Origin of the sequence: Hwangdonia sp. (assembly GCF_048381975.1) — a bacterium.
In the GTDB taxonomy this organism is placed as follows: domain Bacteria; phylum Bacteroidota; class Bacteroidia; order Flavobacteriales; family Flavobacteriaceae; genus Hwangdonia; species Hwangdonia seohaensis.
Map to the genome: position 1 here is coordinate 225,475 of NZ_JBLWYT010000001.1, position 25,186 is coordinate 250,660.

Here is a 25,186-nt window from a genome sequence, read left to right on the forward strand (position 1 = left end):
ATGGCAACTAAACAGCCTGAAACACAACATAAGCCAATCCTAAAACAACACAGGGTAAAACCCAAAGCAGCCAAATATTGGTTTGTGGTTTTTTCTTTTTAATCATTTTTGCGTTTATCATCATGCGTCTTTTACCCGTGTATTGTATCCAGTTTTTAAAATGGATACCAATGGAAACCAAAATAAATAATGTCCAGGCGCTCGTGCTCGACATCGTATCGGCATGCATTTTATTAAAAAAGGCGGCAAAAAAACAACCTAAAAGAAACGCTAAACTTATTTGAAGTATAGTTACATAAACCAGCGCCACAGTATTTGCCTTTTGTTTGTATCGCTTTTTATAAAACGAAAATATTGCGTAGTAAAATTGGTCGAAAACTGTCATTTGGCGAATTTAATGTTTTCTTAATGACTTTATGCTATTTTAATTACTCAACATAATCTACGCTAATATCATCCAATTCGTAAACCCCATCAAAAGTATCCTGTCCGCTGCCCGTGTATTTAAATGCGACGTGCATGGTGCCGGTTGCGCATGATAAATCGACAGTTCCGGAATTAAACCAGGGCACAAACGAATCGGTATCCTTTACCACATAAGCCGCAGACAGCACGCCCCAAGTTGCCGTGGTAATATTAGCTTCATTACCATTCCAATCCAGTGAATATAACACTTCCATAAAACTACTATCGGCTAAACTATTTGATGTTTTAAAACGCAGCGTAACGCCCTCATAAGCATCTAAATCAATAGCCGGTGTAATTAACCAACCAATGCTACTATCGTCTCCGGAACTGGCGGGTTGAAACCTCGCAGAACGCCCCAAAGAAGCATTGGACGATGTTGACGAATAGCCTTCCCAAGCTACTGTGCCTGCTTCAATATAATTGGTCCAACCGTCAATTTCAATGGGTTTATTGTTTTTTTGAGATTCGAAATCTTCCATAAATAAATTTCCTGAGCCAACGGTTGATGCCAAACCGCAATTCAATTCCATTGGGTCGCAACGGGGATCGCTATCAAAATTTATATCTTGGGTGCTGTTGATGATTAACACATTAAAATCGTCGCCAAAATCCCTACTAAAAATACCGGTAACGGAACCTTTTCCCTGCGGAACAATTAGCGATTTAAAATCGGCAAACGTACTGGTTTGTAAAATCATGGAAATACCGGAGTCGCAGCTTTCCAGCAAACGGTGCCCATCAAACTCGTCGAACGATTCACTGGCATAAGTGGCGCCCAATTCAAACCGGTTTAGTTGCATGTTAATTAATTGAATTAAGGTGTTTTTATCCCATGCATTTAATTCTGATAAATCGGCAATTTTTGGGGTTATTGTTGCGATGTCGTTACTTCTAATTACCACATCTTTATACTCGGCAGCTTGTATCTGTTTCACACTTACGGCATCGCCTTTTCCAATGGTTAAAACGCCATTGCTTTCGCCAACGGTTAACCCCGTTAGTTTTACGTAAACTTTTTGTCCGAATTGATAGGTGTCTGATAAACTACTCACATTGATATCAATCTTAAAACCCAACCTCGGGTCGTTATCCGGACTGCTGTCATCTGTTTTATTTTGAATGATGAGTTCTTTAAAAAAGTTACCGGATTTATCCGAAGAAATCACATAGCCTACAATATATAAATCGGTGTCGTCATCGATAACAACGGTTGAATTCCCATTGTTTTCGGCCTGTTCGTAAAGCGATTTAATGGCTTTAAATGTGGTTATTTTATCTTGCGGAATTTGGGGTTCGGTCACCGAAATATTGGGTACACTGTAATCGTCGTCTTTTACACAAGCCGATATAACCAAAAGCATTAAAACAACACTTAAAAGTATTCTGATTTTGCTATTTTTTTTCATAATTAACTTTTTTAAAATCTAAGATTCAAATTTAAGAAATAGGTCGTGCCACGGCCGTACCAGTATTTCGATCCGAAAACGGGTTTGTCCAACGCTTTATCATCCCTTAACTCTCTGTAATTGGCATTTCTACCTTGCTCGAAACCACCGGTTTTGTAGGTTTCGTCTAAAAGATTATTAACGCTTGCAAAAAGCCCCACATAGTATTTACCGAGCTTCCACGATTTTCCACCGACCAAATTTATAACCATATAATCATCAAAACGTTCTTGCTTTAATAAGGTTCGTGCTAAATCTTCATCGTAATCATTAAAAACATTCCCATCAAAATCTGTTGTAAAATTTGAGGATCGAGTTAAGGGATTGACATCCACATAGGTGTTGGCGAAAAAATTCACCGTAGCGCCAAACCACCAAAAATCGGGGTCGCGATAATCAAAGCCCACCGAATACGCATGTTGCGGTCCCGAAGCCAGTTTGTAATTTTTTAAATTGGACTGTCCAAAACCTTTAAATCCATTAATAAAACCAGCGGCAACAGATTCGTCGTCGGGTTCTGTCGATAAAAATAAATCTGGATTATTGGCATACGTAAATTGGCCAACCGATGCCACGCCTTTCAATTTTATGGTTGGGGTTACTTGGGCTTCAATACCTGCTTCAATTCCCAAATGCTTTTTATCTATGCCTTGTAAAATCTCTTGAACAAAGGCTGTATTATCGCCTCCTACGCCATCGGCAAAATAGAATGATATTTCGCTGGCATCGGTTATCTTAGTAAAATAGCCCGTTAGTTTTGCTTTTATTATGGACGATCTGAAAATATAACTGCCATCGACACTCATTATATTTTCTTCGGAAATATTAGGCACTATATTATGGTTTTCCCTTGAATTTGAATAGGTGTTTTGTATGGAAGGCGCTCTGGAAATGAAACCCGCATTGGCATCAAATACATGTTTTCCTGTAAGTTTATAGGTAAGACCTCCTTTGGCACCAAAACCTGTGAAGTTTAATTTGTCGCCTTTGCCCAAGGAATTATCTGGAAACCCACCATTTTGGTACTTGCCGTCTCTTTGGTATTGGGTGTTCTTTACACTTGCAGACACATAAAAATCGGTCTTTTTAAATTTGAATTGCGCCTGCGCATAGGCACTCAATTCGCTCGCCAGTATATTGTAATGGTATTTAAAGGTGTCGCCTTGACTTACCACGCGATTGGGGTTTAACAAGTTGTTTTGTGCTTCTTCGATAGTTGTGGCAAAACCATCGATATCCAAATAGGTTGATGCACCTAAAAGATCTAAAACCTGGGCAAAGTTTTCAGACTTTAAAGTTTTATAATTTAGGGCCGCATTTAAGGTGGTATGCTCGTTTAATTGGGTATTTAAAATAGAATTTAGGGTAAGTTGCGAATCATCAACCCGATCTTCATACAAGGCATAAATAGCATTGCCGCCTTGTTGGGCATTATTGATATTGGTGCTGTACATGGCGTTCCAGTCTATTTGGCCATCATCCAAAAATTTATTTAAGGCTAAGTAGGCAAACTGCAAATCGTTAGGAAAGTTTCTTTCAAAATAGCTTGGGAGCTTTTGGTAATAGGCCGGACTTGGGTTTGCGCCACCGCCTTGGGGAAAGCCATTAACCAAATCGGTGCCATTATAATCCAATCGGCTATTGCTCAGTTTTCCAAATTGGTAACCTATGTTAGTATTTAAATGGGTTTTGCTATTGAAATCCCAATAATGGTTTAACATGATTATGGGTTCGTTAACTTCTTTAATTCTACTGTTGCGTTTTTCACCGTTTTGCCAACCCCAATATTCATTATACTTTATGCCCTTTAAATCATAAATTTCTTGTGTATTGGGAGACGATTTACCGCGACGATTGGGTGTGTAAACGGCCGTAAGGTTTAAACTATGGGTATCGCTGATTTTTTTTTCCACGGAAGTGAAAAACGAATTTGAATTATAATGCGTCGCTTCTTGATAGCCTTGGTTTCCCCAGCGTCGCCCAACCGAAATGGTATAGGCCCAATTGTTTTTTAATAAACCCGAAGCATAGGTTGCCATAAACCGATTGGTGTAACTACGGTTTGAAGACGAGTAGGTTATACGGCCGCCAGACCGCGCTTCTGAGGCTCTCGTGTTTATATTTGTACTGCCCAAAACACCGCCAAAATTATAGTTTGATGGCGTTAATCCCGCTGCCAATTCTTGGTTTCTCAACACATCGTTTATTCCGCCCCAATTGCTCCATTGCGGTCGTCCGTTATAGGTTTTGTTCATTTCAATACCATTGATTAGAACGGAGCTGTGGTTAGAATCCAAACCTCTCAATCTAAAAAAGGATGCACTAAACTCGAATGCCGCGGTACGTTGAAATATGTCTAATGACGATGCCAACAAGCCCGAAATATTATCGGCGCCACTGGTATCATCGTTCAATTCGTCATCGCTAAGTGTAATGGTAAATAAATCCTGGTTTCTGGAGGCTTCCGTTTCTAAAGTCATGCCCGTAATGTTTACCGTTTTGTTTTCATTTACAACTATGGGATACCTTTTGGTAATGTATCCTATTTTGGAAATCCTTAAAACCTGTTCGCCCAAGGGCACATTTAAAGCAAAAACAAATTCGCCCAAAGCATTGGTTTGCGCGGTTTGTTTGGTTGCTTCAATAGTAATGGTGACATTAGAAATGGGTTCAAAAGAAATGGCATCCAAAACGCTGCCTTTTATACTTGTTTGTTGCCCAAAGCTTAATGAAACTGTAATAAATCCAAATAAAAAAAACAGTACAATTTTCTTCATATCTATTTAGAAACAAATGATTAGACATAGAAACATCTAAAAATAATTTAATTCATTTAGAATAACTTTGGCTTAGGTTTTGTATTATAGCTAATGCAATCCGTTAGTTTGTTATTAAAAATGAGTATTATTAAACTTAGCATTTCTATTTTATTTTTTGGGCTTATTTGGACTGCAAATGCTCAAGAAAAAAAATTCAAAATCCACACTGTAGCCTTCTACAATTTAGAAAATTTATTTGACACTATAAACGACCCGAATAAATTTGATGAATTTAGCCCGATGATGGAACTAAAAACCAATCGTTCTGCCATTTATAAAAAGAAAGTAAAAAATATGGCCCGAGTAATTGCAGATATTGGTGCTGATATTGCAAATAACGCCCCCGCAATTATTGGAGTTTCTGAGGTTGAAAACAGAGAAGTGCTTGAAGATGTGGTAAACGATTCGTTATTACTTGAAAAAGATTACGGTATTGTGCATTACAACTCGCCAGATACACGAGGCATTGATGTGGCTTTATTGTTTCAAAAAAAAATATTTACACCCACGCATACAAGTAGCCATGCACTAAAAATTTATGACGATACCGGTAAACAACGGGTTTATACCAGAGACCAACTTTTAGTAACCGGTAATTTAGATGGCGATGTGATTCATGTTATTGTAAACCATTGGCCATCTAGACGAGGCGGGGAGGCGAGAAGCAGACCCAAACGAGTTGCAGCCGCAAAATTGAGTAAGCATTTAATAGATTCGGTACAAGCCATAAATCCTTATGCTAAAATATTTATTATGGGCGATTTAAACGACAACCCAACCAACGAAAGTGTTAAAGGTATTTTGAAAGCTAAAAAAGACAGAAAAAAAGTAGGGTTAAAAGGGATTTATAATCCGTTTGAAGGGTTTTATAAAAAAGGATTGGGTTCGAATGCGTACCGAGATACATGGAGTTTGTTCGATCAAATTTTGATGACCAAACCTTTGTTGGAAAAAGATTATTCGTCATTCCGATTTTATAAAGCGGGCATTTTCAATAAAAATTATTTGATAAATAACCGTGGGCAATATAAAGGGTATCCGAAAAGAAGTTTTTCCAATGGGACGTTTACCGACGGTTTTAGCGATCACTTTCCTGTTTATGTATATATAATCAAAGAAGTTGCAGATTAAAAATCTTCATAAAACAGAAAACCTGACAAGGGTTTAAAATCTGTCAGGTTTTGTAATATAATGGTTGTTTTTGTGTTTAACCCATCCACGTATTCCACGGAATTCTTGATAAAAATAACACGAGGGCAATGGTATAAAAAACAGCTATTGTTTTTAATTTAGAAGCCGATGTTAGTTTCTTTTTATGTTTGGAATAGCCTATGGTAATTAAAGCAACTGCTATAATATTTACAAAAGGATGCTCAACAAGGAATAAGCGTGCTACGGAATTGCTCATAACTTTACCTCCCAATTCGCTCCATAATTCAAATCTTGGCGATACAAAATAGAGTATCAATCCAATTAATAATTGAATATGGGATACGATTAATGTAAAAAGCGATATTCTGAAATCTATGGCTGTATATTCTTTATCACCGAATGTTTTAAATAGGGCATTAACCGCAGCAATAATTAAAACCAATAAAACAAGATAAGCCCAATAGGAGTGCAAATTTAAAAGCGTAGTATACATAATTTAATTTTTTGAAATTTGATTATAGCAAAAGTAATAATAAAAGACCTAAAAAAACCGCTTTGTTGGTAGCGGTTTTTTTAGAGTTTATGGGTTTTTAATTCCACTTGTTTTCGGCATCATTGCCACCCCAAACCAGTGTTGCCAAATACGGGTTGTCTATAAATGGATTTCTGTTGCCTTGAGCGGCATAAATAATGTTATTTCGCTGCTCTTCGAACGTCGAGACCGGATCTTCAATGTTCCATTTAATAAATAATTCCAGAGTGCCTACCTTTTCAAAAGTTTCACCATATCTTATATTTAGGTACATAACCATACGGGCGACATCCCCTTTCCAGTCATCACCAGGAAACCATTCTTCTGTTCCCAATGCGTAAGAACCGGTTCCGTCTGTAAAAGGATAATTAAGTCTATTGCTATTTACAGTTGCATCGCAGGCTCTTAAATGATGCAAATCAGTTACGGCATCATTGGCTTCAAGTCTAGACTGTGGATAAATATGTTCGGTATTAAAAGTTTGCGGCGAATATGAATTTGTTCCCGAGGTATATTCTTCCCAATATCTGCTTTCCCCGGAGTACATCAAAATAACATTATCCGCATTGTTTTCGTCTTCATCGGCATTGTATAAATATTGGTGTCTTTGGCCATAAGACAGTATTGTGGTATGCTTTTCTTTTGTTAGTTCATCTAATTCCGTAAACATTAAATCGGTGTCTTCCGAAAATATTACTCCAGAATAGTAGTCTACCAGTTCTGCAGGAATGTTAAAGTTTATAGCGGCAAGTACCGTAATGGTAACGGTTGCCGAATCGCAAGAATTAGTTGGTGTATCGTCATCACAAATGGTATACACAAAACTATCTGAACCAGTAAAATCGGTTGGAGGTGTATAGCTAATGGTGCCATCGGTATTTAAAACCACCGTACCTTGCGTTGAGGTGTTATCAACAGAAGTTAATACTGCACCATCGATAACGACATCGTTATCCAAAAGCGTTGAAATTATTTTCGTGCTATTTTCCAGGACATTAATGGCATCGTCTTCTGCTGTGGGATTGCCTTCGTCGGTTACCGTTATTGTAACGGTTGCGGTAGAACAGTTTTTAGGATCATCATCGTCACAAAGTGTATAAGTAAAGGTATCGGTGCCTACAAAATTATTTGCCGGTGTGTAGGTATAGGTTCCGTCTCTATTGTCTTCAATAGTTCCGCCGTTTGTTGATGCGGTATCAAAAGAGGTTATTCTTGCATTATCAACTACGGTATCGTTATCCAAAAGGTTGCCTATAATTAGTTTGGCATCTTCCACAGTTGTTGCTGTGTCGTTCACAGCTACGGGCTTACCATCATCAGTTGGTGTTGGGGTTGGTGGTGGCGCATCGTTGCCACTTGAGCTACAATTGGAAAAGGCTAAGACAACAAGTAATAATAAACAGATTTTTTTCATAATATTAATAAATGTATTAATTTTTTGAGGAAAAAAAACCACCTCGATTGAGATGGTTTTTTTTCTTTAACAATATACAATATTATTGATAAACCCAAACGCCTCCAGTTTTAATAACGCTTTTTGTTTCGTTAGTTGTAGAGCCGTTATAAATAATGTAAGTAAGCACGTATTTTTGTCCTTCTTCGGCACTAGGGTGTTTGTTATCCAACAGTAAGTTAAATGCTTCTAAAAGCATGGCATCACTCCAGTAATTGCTACTGCTTTCTCTTCTGTCAAAACTTCCAAAGAAGCCAACATTATCTGCAGGTCCAGGATATGTTGCCATAAGGGCATTGGAAATAAAATCAACATCAGCACTAGTGAATGTGTACTTAATGGTATTGTCTGGAACCCAGGTTGTTCCATCATGTCCAAATTGCACTGTTTCTTCTGCTACATTGTTGTAAGCCGAAAATGCTTCACCATCAAAAATATAGGCCGCTGTATAACTTTCTGTTACACCGCCACCAACATATAATTCATACATTGATAAAACGATATCTCCAGCACTCTTTGGGTTGAATTTATAGACGTCTAATAATGCAATTGGAATTTTTTGGTTGGCCTCATCTTCACTAGAAAAGTTAGGAAAGCCTTCACCCATGGCATTATATTGGTCTTCAGTAAACCCTGTGAATTTTACCCAAGATCCATTTTCAAAAGCAAAACCATCGGTTAATGTCATTTCACCTCCGTTATAAAAACGATATCTTAAAGAAACAAAGTCGCCTTCTTCTGGATTTGGATACGTAGCGTCTAAATAATCATAGATGTGCCCACTTTCATCAAAGTTACCGTAAGTTGTACCGGTAATGGCATTATGTTCTGCATCCGATAATTCGTAAACAGCTGCTTCGTAAGTTTCAATGGGATTGTACCATTTAAAAGTTACCAAAGCCGTAGAGCCTGCTCCCCATACTGGATATTTATCTGATAAAAAGCTAGGCAACATTGATTTTGCATCATCTACAGAATTAAAATTCCCAAAATTCAATTCAAGCTCATCATAGTCCTCGTCCGATAAGGTTATAACAGCATCACCAACTATAGGGTCTACTGTTGCATCTATGTCGTTATAGATGTCTTCCATAGGATTACAACCCGTAAGGGTTACTCCTAATACTACCATTAAATAAATTATTTTTTTCATTTTCAAAGTTTTTTAAAAATTAAATTTTGCCCCAACACTAAAGGTTCTTCCGTTACCAAACCAAACTAGTGCAGTATCTGCGTCTGAATTTGTACCATCGTTAGCATCAGAAATATATTCTGTATCAAATAGGTTGTTAATTCTTCCTGTTAAAGTTCCTCTAAAAGGACCTAAATCGAAATCGTGTTTTAATACCATATCAAATAACCCCACACTTGGTACTACCCATGTTTCAGGTCCAGGAGTTCCTCTATCACTCGGATCAAAATCTGCATATAAATTATCATAATAGATGTAATCTAATAACAATGTGGTTTCTGGCGATAAGCTATAATTCATACCCAAAGCCATAGTTGTTTGTGCTGCATCACCTACGTGTAAATCTTTTATAAATAAATTAACCGTGTCTACAACATTTTGTTCTTCGTCAATAATATCAACGTTTTCTACATTGCTATCCCATCTCCAATCTCCAAAAGATGCCATACCTGTGAATTTTACTTTTGAAGAAGCCTTGTAAACAAAATCAAGTTCAATACCATTATGAAGCGCGTTTACACCTAAAATGTTTGCTGCCAAAAACGATCCGTCTGGTTGTTGGAACGAAGCTGTTTCACTTCTATCATTCCATCTTGTAGAGTATAAGTTTACGTTTGCAGAAAGCTTGTCGCCTCTATAACCATAACCCAACTCGAAACTTGTAATTTTTTGATTTGCTGCATCTTCATTGATATGCTCGTTATCAAATTGTAAAAACACACTATCGAAACCTGGTGCTTTTTCAAAATAACCAACGTTGGCAAACACATTATGTTTATCGTCTAACCTGTAGTTAGCACCACCTTTAATACTATAGCCTAAGAAATTATAACGATCTGTTTCTTGTAATGGGTCGCTATCTAAGTAGTTAAAATAGTCAACTCTTTTGTAAGATGTATTTGAAACAGATAAAGAAACGAAGGTATTAAAGTTCTCATTAATATCGTGCTCTACTTGTCCGAAAGCACCTAACCAGCCTACGATACCATCATTAAAATATGAGAATTTATCGCCAACTTGAAGTACTTTATTTGGGTCGTTCACATCGCTGTCATCAGTCGCATACTGCCCGCCTAATAAATCGGTAACTTCTCTAAAGTGAATACCTTTATAGCTTCTCCAATCTAATCCGGTTAATAAAACGGTATTATCAGATAAGTCTGTTTTTAATGTAGATAAAAGCCCGTACCAGTTGTGATCGTTACGCGATGCTCTTAAGAATGTAGTAGAACCAAGAGCGCCATTTTCAATATTCTCATCAACAATACGATCTAAATCCACGGGTCCAAAGTTTCCAATTTTATAATCGTCACTAGAAAATTTACTTCTATCCGATCCTGCGGTTCCACCACCACCACCAGAGCCCCATGAGCCATATAATGCGGTTGACACACTTGTTCTATCACTTAGTGTCCAATAGTGATTTAATGAAATTTGAGGTTTGTGGTAAAAGTTATCTTCAATATGGGTTACTTGTCCATTTTTATAACCCCAATCAGAGTTGTATTTAATACCTCTTTCACTACTTCTATAGGTTTCTATAGTGTGGCGATTTTGTCTTTGACCATGACGTTGTTTCGCACCAATAGCTGTAAATGATAAGGTGTGGCTTTCGTTGAATTGTTTTGAAAGGTTAAGAAAATAAGAAACTCCAGTAAATTCGGTGCCATCTACATAACCATCTCCAGAAGTTTTGGCAGCAGATACTGTAGCAGCAAAACCGTTCTCGTTTAATCCTGTAGAATACGTTAATCCGTATTTTAAATACCCGTCGTTTGCTAGAGTAGTAGAAACATTTCCACCTGCCTCTGCATCGGTAGTTTTAGATAAGATATTAATAGTTCCACCAATTGATGGCACGGCAACCTTTGAAGCTCCAAGACCTCTTTGTACTTGCATAGATCTTGTTGCATCGGCTAATCCAGCCCAGTTAGACCAAAATACACGACCGTTTTCCATATCGTTAATTGGTACACCATTAATCATAACGGCTACGTTTTCAGATTTAAAACCACGTACATTAATTCTACCGTCACCATAACCACCACCTGCTTTGGTTGCATATACGCCTGGAGTTGATTTTAAAATCTCAGGAAATTCTTGTGTTCCTAATTTTAGCTCTATATCGGCTGCTTTTACAGTTGATACGGCTACTGGCGTTTTTCTATCAACAGCCACAGAAGCAATAATTTGTATTTCTTCAAGACCTACTTGACTAGATTCCAGGAAGATTTTTCCAAGATCGGCATCTCCAGAAAAAGATAAGGTTTTCGAGCTGTAACCAACAAAAGTGATTACAATTTCGCCAGAAGAAGCTTGTGTTTTAAGTGTAAAGTTTCCATCAAAGTCTGATGTTACACCATTGGTAGTACCTTTTTCGATAATATTAGCTCCTGGAAGTGGTATATTGCTTCCTGCTTCTAAAACCGAACCGGTTAAAGTACTTTGTGCCATAATTACTGTAGAAAATAAAAACGCTACAGTCAGCAATAAAAATTGAGAAGTTTTTTTCATAATTTTAAATTAATTATTTTGAAATTAGTCGACGCAAAAATACATATAATTAAGCAATTAATATTAACTAAATGTTAACAAACTTAACATTTAGTTATAAACAAAAAAAGGCAAATATTAACAATATTTACCTTTTTGATGTTGATTTTAATGATATCGCAATAAATTAAGATAAATTCTTGTAATAATTCAATAGGTTGCTTGTGGAAGAATCGTGATTGCCAATTGCACTTGCACCAAATTCTATTAATATTTTACTGGCCAATTGCTTGCCTAATTCAACCCCAAACTGGTCGTAGCTAAAAATATTCCAAATAATGCCTTGCACAAATATTTTATGCTCGTACATTGCAATTAATTTCCCTAAACTTTCGGGTGTTAGCTTGTTTATAAAAATGGTATTTGTCGGTTTATTGCCTTTAAATATTTTGAATGGGATTATGGATGCATCAGTGCCTTCAGCAATAACTTCGTCTTTGGTTTTTCCGTTTAAAAGGGCTTCGGTTTGCGCTAAAAAATTAGACGTTAATTTGTCTTGGTGATCTTGATTGCCGTGTAACGATTTTAAAAACCCAATAAAATCTGCAGGAATTAATTTTGTGCCTTGATGAATGAGTTGAAAAAAGGCGTGCTGCGAATTGGTTCCCGGTTCGCCCCAAATTAAAGTCCCTGTTTCGTAATCTATTGCATCTCCGTTTCTATCTACACTTTTCCCGTTGCTTTCCATAATGCCTTGCTGCAAATAGGTTGCAAATTGGTTTAGGTATTGCGAGTAGCCTATTACAGCTTCACTTTCAGCTTTAAAAAAATTGTTGTACCAAATACTTATCAAGGCCAAAACCACTGGAATGTTGGTTTTAAAATCCTCGGTTTTAAAGTGGTTATCCATTTTATGGGCGCCTTTTAACAAACTGTCAAAATTATTATAACCCACGGCTAAACTGATGCTTAAACCAACGGCACTCCACAGCGAAAAACGGCCACCAACCCAATCCCACATGGGGAAAATATTGTTCTCGTCAATTCCAAAACTCTTAACGCTTTCAATATTTGTAGATACGGCAACAAAGTGTTTTGCAATGGCATCTTGATTTGCTGTATTTAGAAACCAATCTTTAATGGTGTTTGCATTTGATAAGGTTTCTTGGGTGGTAAATGTTTTTGAAACCACCACAAAAAGTGTGGTTTCCGGGTTTAGTTTTTTAATGACCTCGTTGACGTGATCGCCATCAACATTGCTAACAAAATGTGTGGTTAGGTGATTTTTATAATACTGCAAAGATTCCACAACCATAGCTGGTCCCAAGTCCGAGCCGCCAATACCAATATTTACAATATCGGTAAATGGTTTGCCTGTAAAGCCTTTTCTGTTGCCATTTACAACTTCGTTGGTAAACCCTTCAATTTTTTGTTTTACTTGGTGAATTTCGGGCATAACGTTAACGCCATCAACATAAAACTGGGCATTTTTTGGAGCGCGCAATGCGGTATGTAAAACGGCACGTCCCTCGGTTTGATTTATTTTCTCACCTGAAAACTGACTTGCAATAGCGTCTTTTAATTTAACATCATCAGCCAACTCCAACAAGTATTTAAACGTCTCTTCGGTAATTCTGTTTTTAGAAAAATCAACGTAAAAATCATCCCATTTAATGGTGAATTTATTGGCTCGGTCGCTGTCTTGAGCGAACAAATCTTTCATGTGAACACGATTGATTTTGTTGTAATGTTCTTGTAGTTTTTTCCAAGAATTGGTTGCGGTTGGGTTTATAGCTGGTAGTGACATATTATGAATTTGCTGGAGTAATTATAGTTTGTTCCGGGTCTTGATTTTCAGGAATTTCCGGTTCAAATTGAATATTGTCCAATTTATATTTTATAGGTTTGATATATTCTAAAAATTGAAATTTTAATGAATCCGAAATGGGTTTTGCCTCCGGAAGTTTTTGCTTAAAAGGATCGACTTCCTTTCCGTTTTTCCAGAAGCGATAACACACGTGAGGTCCGCCGGTATTACCTGTCATACCTACTCTTCCAATAATATCGCCTTGTTTTACAAACTGCCCTACTTTAACTAAGCGTTTGCTCATATGCAAATATTGGGTTTCGTAGGTGGCATTATGTCTTATTTTTACATATTTACCATTACCACCTCTTCGTGTTGAAGCCGTAACGGTTCCATTGGCAGTCGCCATTATGGGGGTTCCAACAGGGGCAGCAAAATCAGTGCCTCTATGTGGTCTTATTTTATAGCCATAATATGCAATTCTTCGCTTTAAATTATATCGAGAAGATAATCTGCCAAATTTAATAGGTGATTTTAAGAAAGCCCTTCGTAAATTTTTAGCTTCATGATTAAAGTAATCTATGATGCCCTTGGTTGAATCTGTTTCAAATTGAAAAGCGTAAAAAGGTTCTTTATTATGCTCAAAATAAGCTGCTTTTACGTCGTGTATGCCGCCGTATATAGAATCGTCAATATACTTATCAGTATAAATTACCTTAAAACGGTCGCCTTTCTGAAGTCTCCTAAAATCGATCGTCCAAGCATAAATATCGTCCGCTAATTTATTGGTTAACACTGCGCTTATCCCTTTTTCGTCCAAAGTTTCAGAAATGCTACTTGTAATAACGCCAGACAATGTTTTTTCAACATAAGTGATGGGTTTCCGGCTTTTAAAAGCGTGAATGGAATCCTTGAAGTTTATAACCACATATTCCTCTTTTGTGGGTTGATAAATAAAACTCTCTGGAACCTCTAAAGAGTCTTTGGAAAACAACATGGTATACGGTTTACCCACTTGGAGTCTACGAATATCAAAAGTATCTTTTGCTTTTTCAGCAATATGAAATATTTTTGGGTAGCCTATGTTGTTTTGCTCTAAAATAACTCCAAAAGTATCTCCCTTTTTTATGGTGTCTCTTTTAACTGTATAGTCGTTTAAATTAAAGCCAAATTCATAAACTTCCTTTGGTTTCTCAACTATAGCAACTTCTTCTTGTAAAACTGGTGTTGGCTCGGGTTTGTCTTTTTTGCAAGCCATAAAGGTTAGGGCTAGTAAAGCCCATACTAAACATTTGTTCCCCATTCTCGTAATTCTTTTTCGGTCCATAATTCTGGAAAAAATATTCTTCTTTGATATTTCGGGTGCATGTATTTCACCCATTCACTTCCGCCCGTAGCTTCGGCTGTTTTACCGCCTATGTTTAAATAGTGGTTTGCGGTGTTGTAATGCGCCATCACCCATTTTATGTTTACTGTATAATCGTAGTGACGCATGGCTTTTATTAAGCTTTTATCAGCTTGAACTGCTTCTGGAAGTTTTCTAAATTTTGATAATAAATTGTTTGTGTTGTAAAATTTGGTAAATCTAATAAACTCTTCTTTATATCGTTCTTCAAAAGCTGTTAAAGTATAGCTTTTTTTTCCTGTTTTATAATCTTTTCCGGCGGCTTGCCAATACAAATGTTCGAAGGCATGTTCGTAAGAGGTGTTTCTGTCGATAGAATCCCTAAACCTGTTGTCTATAAGATTGATGAGCTCTGTTGAAGCAAACTCAATTTTTCGGTATTGCGCACTTTGAAATCCGCTTGCCGGGGTTAATGTTTTTCTGAATTTATTGTACTGATCGACGTCCATTCCATCCTTCATAATAGTAAAAGACGATGTGAGCATATCAAAATAACGACTAATACGCATTAGTTTCGAGGTGAACAATTCGGCATCAACAGCGTCGTGTTTTGCCACTTGTTCAATCTCGCCAAGTATCATTTTAAACAACAGCTCGTTTATTTGATGGTACATGATAAACACCATCTCGTCTGGCAAGGTGGTGCGCTGTACTTGTAAATTCAATAAGGCATCGGTTTGAATATAGTCCCAATAGTTTATGGGTTTGCTATATAAAAGACCTTCAAGATGAACCTCTAAATCTTGGTCAATCGCCTCGTATTTTTCTTTAAGCTGGTTGGTAATATCTGTACTCAAAATCTATTTAATTTTCAACAACTATTTGGAATGGATGTTTTAAGCCTTTAAAAGCCTCAAGGTCTGCTCTTAAAGACCCTACGGCTAAATCTGCTTTAATGCGCAAAGGTACTTTATTTTTGTCTTTCGACACCCAAAGTGTTAAACTTTCTTCTTCTTTAAAAACGCGACCTGCCATAACATAAGGCCTAAATTTTAGGGCTTCAATTTTACCAAAATTGGTACTGATGGTTTCTTCGCCCAAATACTGTAATTTAAACCCGTAGGTTTCTTCATCAAAAAACATGTCAATTTTAAACTCATCGCCTATTTTTAACTTGCTCACATCGATGTTGTTGCGCAAATAGTAATAGGTTGACACCATGTCCTGTATATTAGGCTTGGTGTTCCAAACTGTTTTTTTGTTGTGTTTTTTATCGTTTACGTGGGCTTTATTGTTTTTTTGGTCGAAGTCAATTTCAATATCTTTGGTATGCCCGCCTTCATCTATATCTCTAATAAACCTGTAAGGCAAAAGGGTGTGTTTATCGAAGTAGCTTTCATAGCGGTCCTTCACTTTAAAAAACCACTTTATCATACCCGTGGTTTTCCCTTTTCCAACCACATGGTAAACATCTTTGTTGTTTAATTTGGAGTCTTTAACGGTAAGTGTGGCCTCTCCAGCTTTCAGCCAGTTGCTGTAACTCATTCTGAATTTAAACCATTCGCCATCACCAAACGCAGACTCCTGTTGGGAAAAAGCCATTTGTATTGTGCCAAATGCGAGTACTATAAGTAGTGTTTTTTTCATGCTTTATTGGGTGATAGATATTGTAACTCTTAGAGTTTACATTTATTGTTGTATGCAAGAAATTACAATTACTGTTCCAAAAATATAAAAATTCTTTACACAGCCTGTTATTATAAGAAGCTCTTAACGTTTTTTTGTTACATCGAGCTAAAAATTATGCTCACATTTTATTTCTTTTTCGATGAAAGGGTATAATTAATTAAAATCTAGGTTTTTATAGGTTGTGAAGTGCTAGCTTAAATTATATGCTTGAAAATGTGAAATAATTTAAGTACTGAATATTTATTAGTAGGGATTACCTATTGAAATATTATAGGTTTTATTTGAATTAGTTTAGTTGATAACTGCACGTTTACTGGAGTTGTAAACGTGCAATTTGCTTTTTAAAGCGTACCTCTATTGGCTTGTTCGCGTTCAATAGATTCAAAAAGGGCTTTAAAGTTTCCTGCGCCAAATCCGCGTGCGCCCATACGTTGAATAATTTCAAAAAATAGCGTGGGTCTGTCTTCCACAGGTTTTGTGAATATTTGCAATAAATAGCCTTCCTCATCGGCATCAATCATAATGCCTAAGCCTTTAAGGGTTTCAATATCTTCTCTTAACTCATGGCTGTGTTCTTCCAAACGCCCCGGAACAGCTTTGTAATAAGCTTCTGGTGGCGTTGATAAAAACTCAATACCTCTTGCTCTCAATTGAGATACCGTACTGATTATATCATCTGTCGCTACGGCAATATGTTGTACACCGGCGCCTTCGTAAAAATCGAGATATTCTTCTATTTGCGATTTCTTTTTTCCCTTTGCCGGTTCGTTAATGGGAAATTTTATACGTCCGTTGCCATTACTCATCACTTTACTCATTAGTGCGGAATATTCGGTATGGATTTGTTTATCATCAAACGATAAAAAGTTTTCGAACCCCATAACGTCTTCGTACCACTTTACCCAAGTATTCATTTGTCCCCAACCTACATTTCCAACCATATGGTCAATATATTTTAAGCCCACCGGTGTGGGGTTGTAATCTGATTTCCATTCGCGGAACCCCGGTAAAAACGTACCGTTATAGTTTTTGCGCTCCACAAATATGTGCACGGTTTCGCCATAGGTGTAAATGCCTGCACGAACCACTTCACCGTGCTCGTCTTTTTCAACGATTGGTTCCATGTACGATTTTGCACCGCGACTTGTGGTTTCTTGGTAAGATTTTCTAGCATCGTCTACCCAAAGGGCTATTACTTTTACGCCATCGCCATGTTTTACAATATGATCGTTTATTTTGGATTTACTGTTTAATGGCGTGGTTAAAACCAAGCGTATTTTATCTTGCTTTAGCACATAGCTTACCGTATCTTTCGAGCCGGTTTCCAAACCTTTATAGGCATACGATTGAAACCCAAATGCGGTTTTATAAAAGTGCGCTGCCTGTTTGGCGTTGCCTACGTAGAATTCTACATAGTCTGTTCCTAAAAGCGGCAAGAAATCTTGTGCGCCTCCAAATATTTTTTCTAAACCGTAGTTTACTGATTTTATGTTTTTCATAACGAAGCCCCTCTTAATCTCCCCAAACGGGGAGAAACCCAATTCGGGTAATTGAGTGTTTTGTTTTATGAAGCTATTGCCTTTGCAAATAGGCTTAGCCCTGATTGAACGGCATGTTTGAGCTCGTTGAGGCACGAAACAGCGAGTAGTGAAAGCAGGAAATAGCTTCTAATAATTATTTTAATGAACGTTTTGACTATACAACAAGTAATAATATGATTTTTTTAGCTGTTAGTCCCCCTCCTTTGGAGGTGTTAGGGGAGGCTGGTTTACAGCCATGATTTGTGGTAGCTTTCATCGGCTATTTTCATGGCCTCTTCGGTTACCATTAGGGGTTTAAAGGTATCGACCATAACGGCCAGCTCGTCGGTTTTTGTTTTGCCGATACTGCGTTCTGCGGCTCCGGGGTGCGGCCCGTGCGGAATGCCTGCGGGATGCAATGAGATATGGCCTGCCTCGACATCGTTTCGGCTCATAAAATCGCCGTCAACGTAATACAGCACCTCGTCGCTATCGATATTGCTGTGGTTGTAAGGCGCCGGAATGGACAGCGGGTGGTAATCGTACAAACGCGGCACAAAACTGCACACCACAAAGGCGTCGGTCTCAAAGGTTTGATGCACCGGAGGCGGTTGATGGATACGCCCCGTGATGGGTTCGAAATCGTGTATTGAAAAGGCATACGGGTAATTATAGCCATCGTAACCCACCACATCGAAGGGGTGCGATGCGTAAACCATTTCAATAATATCGTCTTGTTTTTTTACTTTGATTAAAAAGTCGCCGTTTTCATTATTGGTTTCCAATTCTTGGGGCTGCCTGATGTCGCGCTCGCAAAATGGTGCGTGCTCCAATAATTGTCCAAACCAATTGCGGTAGCGTTTTGGGGTGTAAATGGGACGGCGGGACTCGACAATAAACAGTCTGTTATCCTCAGTGTCGAAATCTATTTTGTAAATAATGCCACGTGGAATCAACAAGTAATCGCCATATTTAAAATCGAGATTGCCCAACATGGTGCGTAATTTACCGGTGCCTTTGTGGATAAAAATCAATTCGTCGGCATCGGTGTTTTTATAAAAATAATCTTGTGTGGATTGTTTTGGAGCCGCCAAAATGATGGCACAATCGCTATTGATTAGCACGGTTTTTCGGCTTTCTAAAAAATCATTTTCCGGTTTTACTTGAAAGCCTTTTAGACGATATGATTTTAGATTGTTCTTTAACGCTATTTTTGGGGCGACACTGTATTGTTTTTTTATTTCTTTTACTTGTGTGGGGCGCTGTTCGTGGTAGCTATTTGTGTACATGCCATCGAATCCAATGGTGCCAAAGAGCTGTTCGTAATACAAACTACCATCTGGTTTTTTGAATTGAATATGACGTTTATGCGGAATGTTTCCTAGTTTATGATAAAAAGGCATAATTTAAATATTAAAAATGAAAAGTTGTAAGGCTTTATAACTAAAACTCAAATAAAGATAATGAATTTAAAAAGATTCCTGCCTTCGCAGGAATGACAATGCGCTCTCACTCAGGATTTCTCTTGATGAGGTAGTGTAGAAACTGTAATAAATCTGCCCAAAATGGTGCTATCATGTTACAAATATCGTAAAAAACAATCACTTACTAAAACCAAAACCCTACGTTAAAAAACCAAACGCTTTGTTTGGCTTCGGGCGAGTAGCTGAATTTTGCTTGAATGGGACCGATTAAAGTATCAAGAGCATAGCCCAACGCATAGCCGCGATAGTCGGGTAGTGTAAACCATTCGCCGGTATCGAAAATATCGTCATCAACATTTGCCCAATTGCCTTCTAAAGTAATATGCTGGTTTTTAAATATTTCGTAATCGGCCGTTAAATGAGCCTTCACGTAGCTATTGCCAGTTAAAGCCACAAAATCGTAACCTACAAACGGAATAAAATTATTAACCAAATTATTGCCGTAACCACCAAGGGCAAAATTTAAGGATTGTGTAGATTTATCGCCTATTTTAAAACCGCCGCTTGTTTTTAAATTAATCGCTAATTTATCCGATACACTAAAGGCGTAGCCCATATCTGCTTTGGCCATTGAGAAATCGTCAAACTCGCCGTTAAAACTTGAAGCTAATAAATACATGTGTAAGTCGCCATTAAAATGCACACCGCGCTTGGGGAAGTATTTATGGTCGTAAGTGTCCAGTTTTAAGGTGCCAAAAGCGCTAAAATAATCGGTGTTTTCAAACACAAATTCGCTATTATTGGTGAGAACTGTTTCGGATTTTATCTCCAAACGTTTATGCTCTGCGCCAACACTAAAGGCGAAATCTTTTTTTATTAGGGTTTGCAAATAAAATTGATTGGTTTGATCTTGAAAATCGATATCTATTTTATTTAATCCCGTTGTTGCAATTTCATTATCATCAAAAAACAATTGGGCGTTTACGTTTTTATGAAATTGATTAAAGCGAGACCGCACACCAATACTCCAATAAAATCCTTTATCGATTAAATACTCGAAATTATAGCGCACGTTGTCTCCAAAAACCAAATCTAAAGACGCGATATCGTTATCAAAAAGAAACCTTTTTTTGGTCACGTTTACTAGCGCTGCGCTTTTGTATAAATCGTCATAATGCAGCCCTAATTTTAAAAAGGTGGTAATGTTGGTTTCGTTAACGGTTGCCGTTAAATCGTACCCATCGCTATATTGAGATTTGTTGAATTGGTATTGAAACGCATCAAAGTTGTTGGTTGCCACCAGGTTGTTAACGCCTTTATAAAATTCTTTAAAAGCTATCTTTTCATTCAATCTCAGCCTCAGCTTACCTAAAACATAAGCCCGTGTATATTTATCGTTTCCGTTTAGGGTTACCGAATTAATTCTGATAGAATCTTGGGTGTGTAAATTCACTTTAAACTTCGGTTTGTTTTCATCGTATTTCGATAAATCCTTCAACGCATGGATTTTGCCATAAGCTGCCGTTATGCCCCGTTTTATAATTTTTTCACCTTCGCTAAAAGATACAACGGTAAAATCCGTAATATCGGGTTTTATATAAATATCGGTTTTTTCAGCCTTTATTCTCATGTCTTTTATGGTCCTAAAGTTGTTGATTTGCAACAATACTTCGGGTGCCGAGGTAAGCTCTTCTCTATTGGCCAATCCGTCTTGTACATCAACACCAATGATAATATCCATGCCTTTTGCCTTGAGTTCGTCAATGGGATAATTATTGGCAACGCCGCCATCAATAAGCACTTGATTGTTGATAATTACAGGCTGAAATAACGACGGAAACGCGCCACTCGCCATTATAGATTGGGTTAAGTTGCCGCGATCCAACATCACCGATTCGCCGGTTTCCACATTGGTGCCAATACAGAAAAACGGAATGGGCAGCTTGCTGAAATCTTCAATTTCGCTTACGTGCAATGTTAATTTAGACAGTAAACTGTAAGTGTTTTGACCTCTTGAAAGTGCCGACGGCAATTTAATTTTCAGCTTATTAAACGGCAGCGTTATGGCGTATCTTTCGGAGTTATTGCGCTCGTAAAAGGCTTTGGACGACCTTGGTAAATCGTCGCTTATAATTTTATCGAAATCTACCTTTTTAAAGATGGAATCCAATTGGTTTCCAGAATATCCCGAAGCGTACAAGGCCCCAATAATAGCGCCCATACTTGTGCCGGCAACATAATCTATTTTAACGCCCAAACTATCAATAACCTTAAGCACGCCAATATGCGCCAACCCTTTTGCGCCACCGCCACTTAATACCAAACCGACTTTTACATCGTGTTTTTGGGTGGCTCGAGCTTGCGCTTTCGCGGAAAGTGACGCGATTAGAAATAGGGCTAATATGATTGTTTTATTGTTCAAGTTGTTGTTTTAGTATTACTACTTTTTTAATGTTTGAAACATTACGCGGTTTCATATTTATAGTTTTATTATTTGCTTAACTTTTATTAATATAAATTCCCCTTTCTTTTGTTTCGATATTTTCAATTACAAGACTTGAGCCAGTCGAGAAAACTATTTTTGCTTTTCTTTGGAAAGAATAAATTATTCTATCGTTAATTTCCATATTACTTTTGTTTAACCAGTCTCCAATATGAGTACCTTCAGCATATTTCCATTCTTGCTTTTCTATAAAAAAGGATGAGTTTATATAGATAAACCCGATTGTGAATAAACCAATTACTACTATTAATATTTTAATTACTCTTTTTCTCATATTTCTTCAACTAAAATAAATATTCCTCGTTGCAAAAGAGCGCTTCTTTGGGGTTCAAAATTGCCATTTTAATTTATTAGAAATAGTTAGCTCATTACATTCCAACAGTTTCATAAATATAACATATTCCACTTTTAGGCTCAATAAAATATCTTGACCGGTCATACTCATCATTTCTACTGTAAACTTTATAATTGCCATTCGGTTTAAACCATTCAGGCAGTTTTGTAAATCTCGACCAGTCTTCATTCTGAATATCAATTTTTAAGTCATTGTAATTAATGAATTCTTGCCTCCATTCTTCTGTTGCTTTAAATTCTAAAAAAAGTTCATATTCGAGAGTAAAATGAGGAGATTGATAATATTCTCCGTTTATAAGTTGAATGTCCTTTGGAGGCTTTGCCCCAGCCCAATATGAATAAGCTTTATCAGGATTAGTTGTTTCAACTTGAAAGCAACTTACTAAAAAAGTAAGTAAGCAAAATATTATTAATGTTTTTTTTATTAAGCTTTTCATATCAAAAACGCTCTCACTTCCCATGATAATAATTATAAATCTTTTCCGCACGCGACACCCCAACCACAGCTTCCAACTCATCCAATTTGGCATTGGAAACGCGTTTGGCCGATTTAAAATGCCTTAATAATTCCACAACCGTTTTTTCGCCAATGCCAGCAATGGTTTCAAGCTCTGTATTTAACGCTGTTTTACTGCGTTTATTTCTATGATGCTCGATACCAAAACGGTGCGCTTCGTTACGCAATTGCTGTATAATTTTTAGGGTTTCGCTTTTTTTATCTAAATATAAGGGAATTGGATCGTCTGGATAGAATAATTCTTCCAAACGTTTGGCAATACCGATAATCGCTATTTTTTCTCTTAAATTTAAAGCATCCAAACTTTTTAATGACGAAGAAAGTTGCCCTTTTCCGCCATCAATAATAATAAGCTGTGGCAAGGGTTGGTTTTCGTCCAACAAGCGTTTGTACCGCCGATACACCACTTCTTCCATCGATGCAAAATCGTCTGGTCCTTCAACGGTTTTTATATTAAAATGGCGGTAATCTTTTTTGCTGGGTTTTCCGTTTTTAAAAACCACACAGGCAGCCACCGGATGCGTGCCTTGTATGTTGCTATTATCGAAACACTCAATGTGCCGCGGTTCTACAGAAAGCCTTAAATCGGCTTTCATTTGTGCCATAATGCGGTTTACGTGCCTATCGGGGTCTACAATTTTATCTTGTTTAAAACGCTCCATTCTAAAATACTTGGCGTTGCGCAACGATAAGTCTAAAATATGTTTTTTATCGCCCAATTTAGGGACGGTAACTTTAACAGCGTCGCCCAAATTTACTTTAAAGGGCACATAGATTTCTTTTGATTTTGAATGGAAACGTTGCCGTATTTCGGTAATGGCCAATTCTAAAAGCTGTTGGTCGGTTTCGTCTAATTTCTTTTTAATTTCCAAGGTGTGCGACCGGATAATGGAGCCATAAGACAGTTGCAAAAAATTGATATAACCATAACTCTCGTCGCTCATTATGGAAAACACATCAACATTGCTTATTTTTGGATTTACAATGGTGGATTTTGCTTGGTAATTTTCCAGTACCTCTATTTTTTCCTTTATTTTTTGGGCGTCTTCAAATTGCATTTTATTAGCAAATTGTTTCATTTGCACTCGAAATTGCTGTAATGAATCTTTAAAATTTCCTTTTAAAATTTCCCGAATGGCTTTAATGTTTTCGTTGTATTCGGCTTCGGTTTCCAAACCTTCGCAAGCGCCTTTACAGTTTCCCAAGTGGTATTCTAAACAGACTTTATATTTGCCGGCTTGTATTTTTTCTTCGGATAAATGATAGTTGCACGTGCGTAAATTATAGAGGCCTTTTATTAAATCCAACAGTGTTGAAACGGTTTTCATGCTGGTGTAGGGGCCAAAATATTCGCCACCGTCTTTAAAAACGCGTCGGGTAGAAAACACCCTGGGAAATCGCTCTTTTTTTATGCAGATCCACGGGTACGATTTGTCGTCTTTCAGCAGCACATTGTAGCGTGGTTTGTGTTTTTTAATCAGGTTGTTTTCGAGTAATAAAGCATCGGTTTCGGTATCGACCACAATGTGTTTTATGTTGGCTATTTTTTTTACCAGTACTCTGGTTTTGCCATTGTCGTGTGTTTTGGTAAAATAGGAACTGACCCTCTTTTTTAGGTTTTTAGCCTTTCCTACGTAAATAATGGTGCCATCGGCATCAAAATATTGATACACACCGGGAGCATTTGGTAAGGTTTTTAATTGTATGTCTAGTGTAGGTTTACTCATTTTCCCAAAGGTAATTATTTTAATTTTTTAGGACTGAAAATACAATTATATAAATGTGTTAAACTTTTAATGTAAAATGGTTTTTTGGAATAACTAATTTACTACCTTGCGCCACTTTTTAAAAAACTTAAACAACAAAAGACGGTTGATAGTTGATTGAAGTTATTACGATGACAAACAAGGTTTTAACTTGCGATTGAGCACTGAAAACCGCGGACTAACCCGCGTTAGGGATTGCAGAGGAAAGCCCACAGCGAGGCACGAGCGCGGACTTGAAACGGAAAGCCCGACCTTTAGGTAACGCCCAAATTATAAATAAAAAAATGACCAAAAAAGTTATAGGACGTATTGATATTGTGGATTTCCCGAAACTGGGCTTGAACCATATTGATGTAAAAATTGATACCGGTGCTTACACATCGGCGATACATTGCTCTGAGATTATTGAAGAGGGCGAAAGCTTGCGATGTATTTTTAACAGCGAGGTGCACAAAAACTTTGGTAAAACCGAAATTGTGTTTAATGAGTTTTGGCGCACCAACGTAAAAAGTAGTAATGGTTTTAAGGAAAATAGGTATAAAATAAAGTCGGAAGTTATATTTTTTGGAAAGTCTTATAAGATTAACTTAACTTTAAGCACGCGCGAGGATATGAAATTTCCGGTGCTTATTGGGAGACAGTTTTTAAAACGCAAATTTTTGGTGGATGTGGATGTTGAAAATGTGTCCTTTAATTTAAAAAAGTAG

19 protein-coding genes are annotated in these 25,186 nt (G+C 37.2%); 2 read left to right on the forward strand and 17 right to left on the reverse strand.

What is annotated here, in order from left to right; translation table 11 throughout:
* Window positions 1-7: 7 nt before the first annotated feature.
* Genes ACN5J7_RS01015 through ACN5J7_RS01025 form a run of 3 tightly spaced genes read right to left on the reverse strand, consistent with a single transcriptional unit; the run spans window position 8 to window position 4,690 of the window.
* Window positions 8-385: a hypothetical protein gene (locus ACN5J7_RS01015; protein WP_418602311.1), complete on the reverse strand. Its 378-nt coding sequence runs from the start codon at window positions 383-385 to the stop codon at window positions 8-10.
* A 43-nt stretch (window positions 386-428) separates the two neighbouring features.
* A complete protein-coding gene (locus ACN5J7_RS01020; RefSeq protein WP_418602312.1) occupies window positions 429-1,874 on the reverse strand; it encodes a DUF5689 domain-containing protein in 1,446 nt (481 codons plus the stop codon).
* Window positions 1,875-1,885: 11 nt separating this feature from the next.
* Window positions 1,886-4,690: a carboxypeptidase regulatory-like domain-containing protein gene (locus ACN5J7_RS01025; RefSeq protein WP_418602313.1), complete on the reverse strand. Its 2,805-nt coding sequence runs from the start codon at window positions 4,688-4,690 to the stop codon at window positions 1,886-1,888.
* A gap of 120 nt (window positions 4,691-4,810) precedes the next feature.
* On the opposite strand from ACN5J7_RS01025, the gene ACN5J7_RS01030 reads away from it, so the two are divergent.
* Entirely contained in the window at window positions 4,811-5,863 is a 1,053-nt protein-coding gene (locus ACN5J7_RS01030; RefSeq protein WP_418602315.1) for an endonuclease/exonuclease/phosphatase family protein, read from the forward strand.
* A gap of 76 nt (window positions 5,864-5,939) precedes the next feature.
* On the opposite strand, the gene ACN5J7_RS01035 is transcribed toward ACN5J7_RS01030, so the two are convergent.
* The 14 genes from ACN5J7_RS01035 to uvrC form a co-directional block, all read right to left on the reverse strand.
* On the reverse strand, window positions 5,940-6,377 hold the full coding sequence (locus ACN5J7_RS01035; RefSeq protein WP_418602316.1) for a hypothetical protein: 438 nt from the start codon (window positions 6,375-6,377) through the stop codon (window positions 5,940-5,942).
* 97 nt (window positions 6,378-6,474) lie between these two features.
* Complete coding sequence (locus ACN5J7_RS01040) at window positions 6,475-7,830, reverse strand: Ig-like domain-containing protein (protein ID WP_418602317.1); 1,356 nt, start codon at window positions 7,828-7,830, stop codon at window positions 6,475-6,477.
* Window positions 7,831-7,912: 82 nt separating this feature from the next.
* Window positions 7,913-9,022 (reverse strand): hypothetical protein, encoded by a 1,110-nt coding sequence (locus ACN5J7_RS01045; RefSeq protein ID WP_418602318.1) that lies wholly within the window; start codon window positions 9,020-9,022, stop codon window positions 7,913-7,915.
* A 12-nt stretch (window positions 9,023-9,034) separates the two neighbouring features.
* Window positions 9,035-11,575: a TonB-dependent receptor gene (locus tag ACN5J7_RS01050; RefSeq protein ID WP_311936844.1), complete on the reverse strand. Its 2,541-nt coding sequence runs from the start codon at window positions 11,573-11,575 to the stop codon at window positions 9,035-9,037.
* Between the two features lie 166 nt (window positions 11,576-11,741).
* Window positions 11,742-13,361 carry a glucose-6-phosphate isomerase gene (pgi, locus tag ACN5J7_RS01055; RefSeq protein WP_418602319.1) on the reverse strand — a complete coding sequence of 540 codons (1,620 nt, stop codon included), beginning with the start codon at window positions 13,359-13,361 and terminating at the stop codon, window positions 11,742-11,744.
* 1 nt (window position 13,362) lies between these two features.
* A complete protein-coding gene (locus ACN5J7_RS01060; protein ID WP_418602320.1) occupies window positions 13,363-14,619 on the reverse strand; it encodes a peptidoglycan DD-metalloendopeptidase family protein in 1,257 nt (418 codons plus the stop codon).
* Between the two features lie 26 nt (window positions 14,620-14,645).
* A complete protein-coding gene (locus tag ACN5J7_RS01065) occupies window positions 14,646-15,566 on the reverse strand; it encodes a tryptophan 2,3-dioxygenase family protein (RefSeq protein WP_418602824.1) in 921 nt (306 codons plus the stop codon).
* 4 nt (window positions 15,567-15,570) lie between these two features.
* On the reverse strand, window positions 15,571-16,353 hold the full coding sequence (locus ACN5J7_RS01070; RefSeq protein ID WP_418602321.1) for a DUF3108 domain-containing protein: 783 nt from the start codon (window positions 16,351-16,353) through the stop codon (window positions 15,571-15,573).
* A 383-nt stretch (window positions 16,354-16,736) separates the two neighbouring features.
* Window positions 16,737-17,894 (reverse strand): 4-hydroxyphenylpyruvate dioxygenase, encoded by a 1,158-nt coding sequence (hppD, locus tag ACN5J7_RS01075; RefSeq protein ID WP_418602322.1) that lies wholly within the window; start codon window positions 17,892-17,894, stop codon window positions 16,737-16,739.
* A 269-nt stretch (window positions 17,895-18,163) separates the two neighbouring features.
* Entirely contained in the window at window positions 18,164-19,318 is a 1,155-nt protein-coding gene (locus ACN5J7_RS01080; protein WP_418602323.1) for a homogentisate 1,2-dioxygenase, read from the reverse strand.
* Window positions 19,319-19,523: 205 nt separating this feature from the next.
* Complete coding sequence (locus ACN5J7_RS01085; RefSeq protein ID WP_418602324.1) at window positions 19,524-21,761, reverse strand: patatin-like phospholipase family protein; 2,238 nt, start codon at window positions 21,759-21,761, stop codon at window positions 19,524-19,526.
* Window positions 21,762-21,837: 76 nt separating this feature from the next.
* Window positions 21,838-22,116: a hypothetical protein gene (locus ACN5J7_RS01090; RefSeq protein WP_418602325.1), complete on the reverse strand. Its 279-nt coding sequence runs from the start codon at window positions 22,114-22,116 to the stop codon at window positions 21,838-21,840.
* 94 nt (window positions 22,117-22,210) lie between these two features.
* Window positions 22,211-22,657 (reverse strand): hypothetical protein, encoded by a 447-nt coding sequence (locus ACN5J7_RS01095; protein WP_418602326.1) that lies wholly within the window; start codon window positions 22,655-22,657, stop codon window positions 22,211-22,213.
* Window positions 22,647-24,440 (reverse strand): excinuclease ABC subunit UvrC, encoded by a 1,794-nt coding sequence (gene uvrC, locus ACN5J7_RS01100; protein ID WP_418602327.1) that lies wholly within the window; start codon window positions 24,438-24,440, stop codon window positions 22,647-22,649. The genes ACN5J7_RS01095 and uvrC overlap by 11 nt, the downstream gene beginning before the upstream one ends.
* Window positions 24,441-24,763: 323 nt before the next feature.
* On the opposite strand from uvrC, the gene ACN5J7_RS01105 reads away from it, so the two are divergent.
* Entirely contained in the window at window positions 24,764-25,186 is a 423-nt protein-coding gene (locus tag ACN5J7_RS01105; RefSeq protein ID WP_418602328.1) for an ATP-dependent zinc protease, read from the forward strand.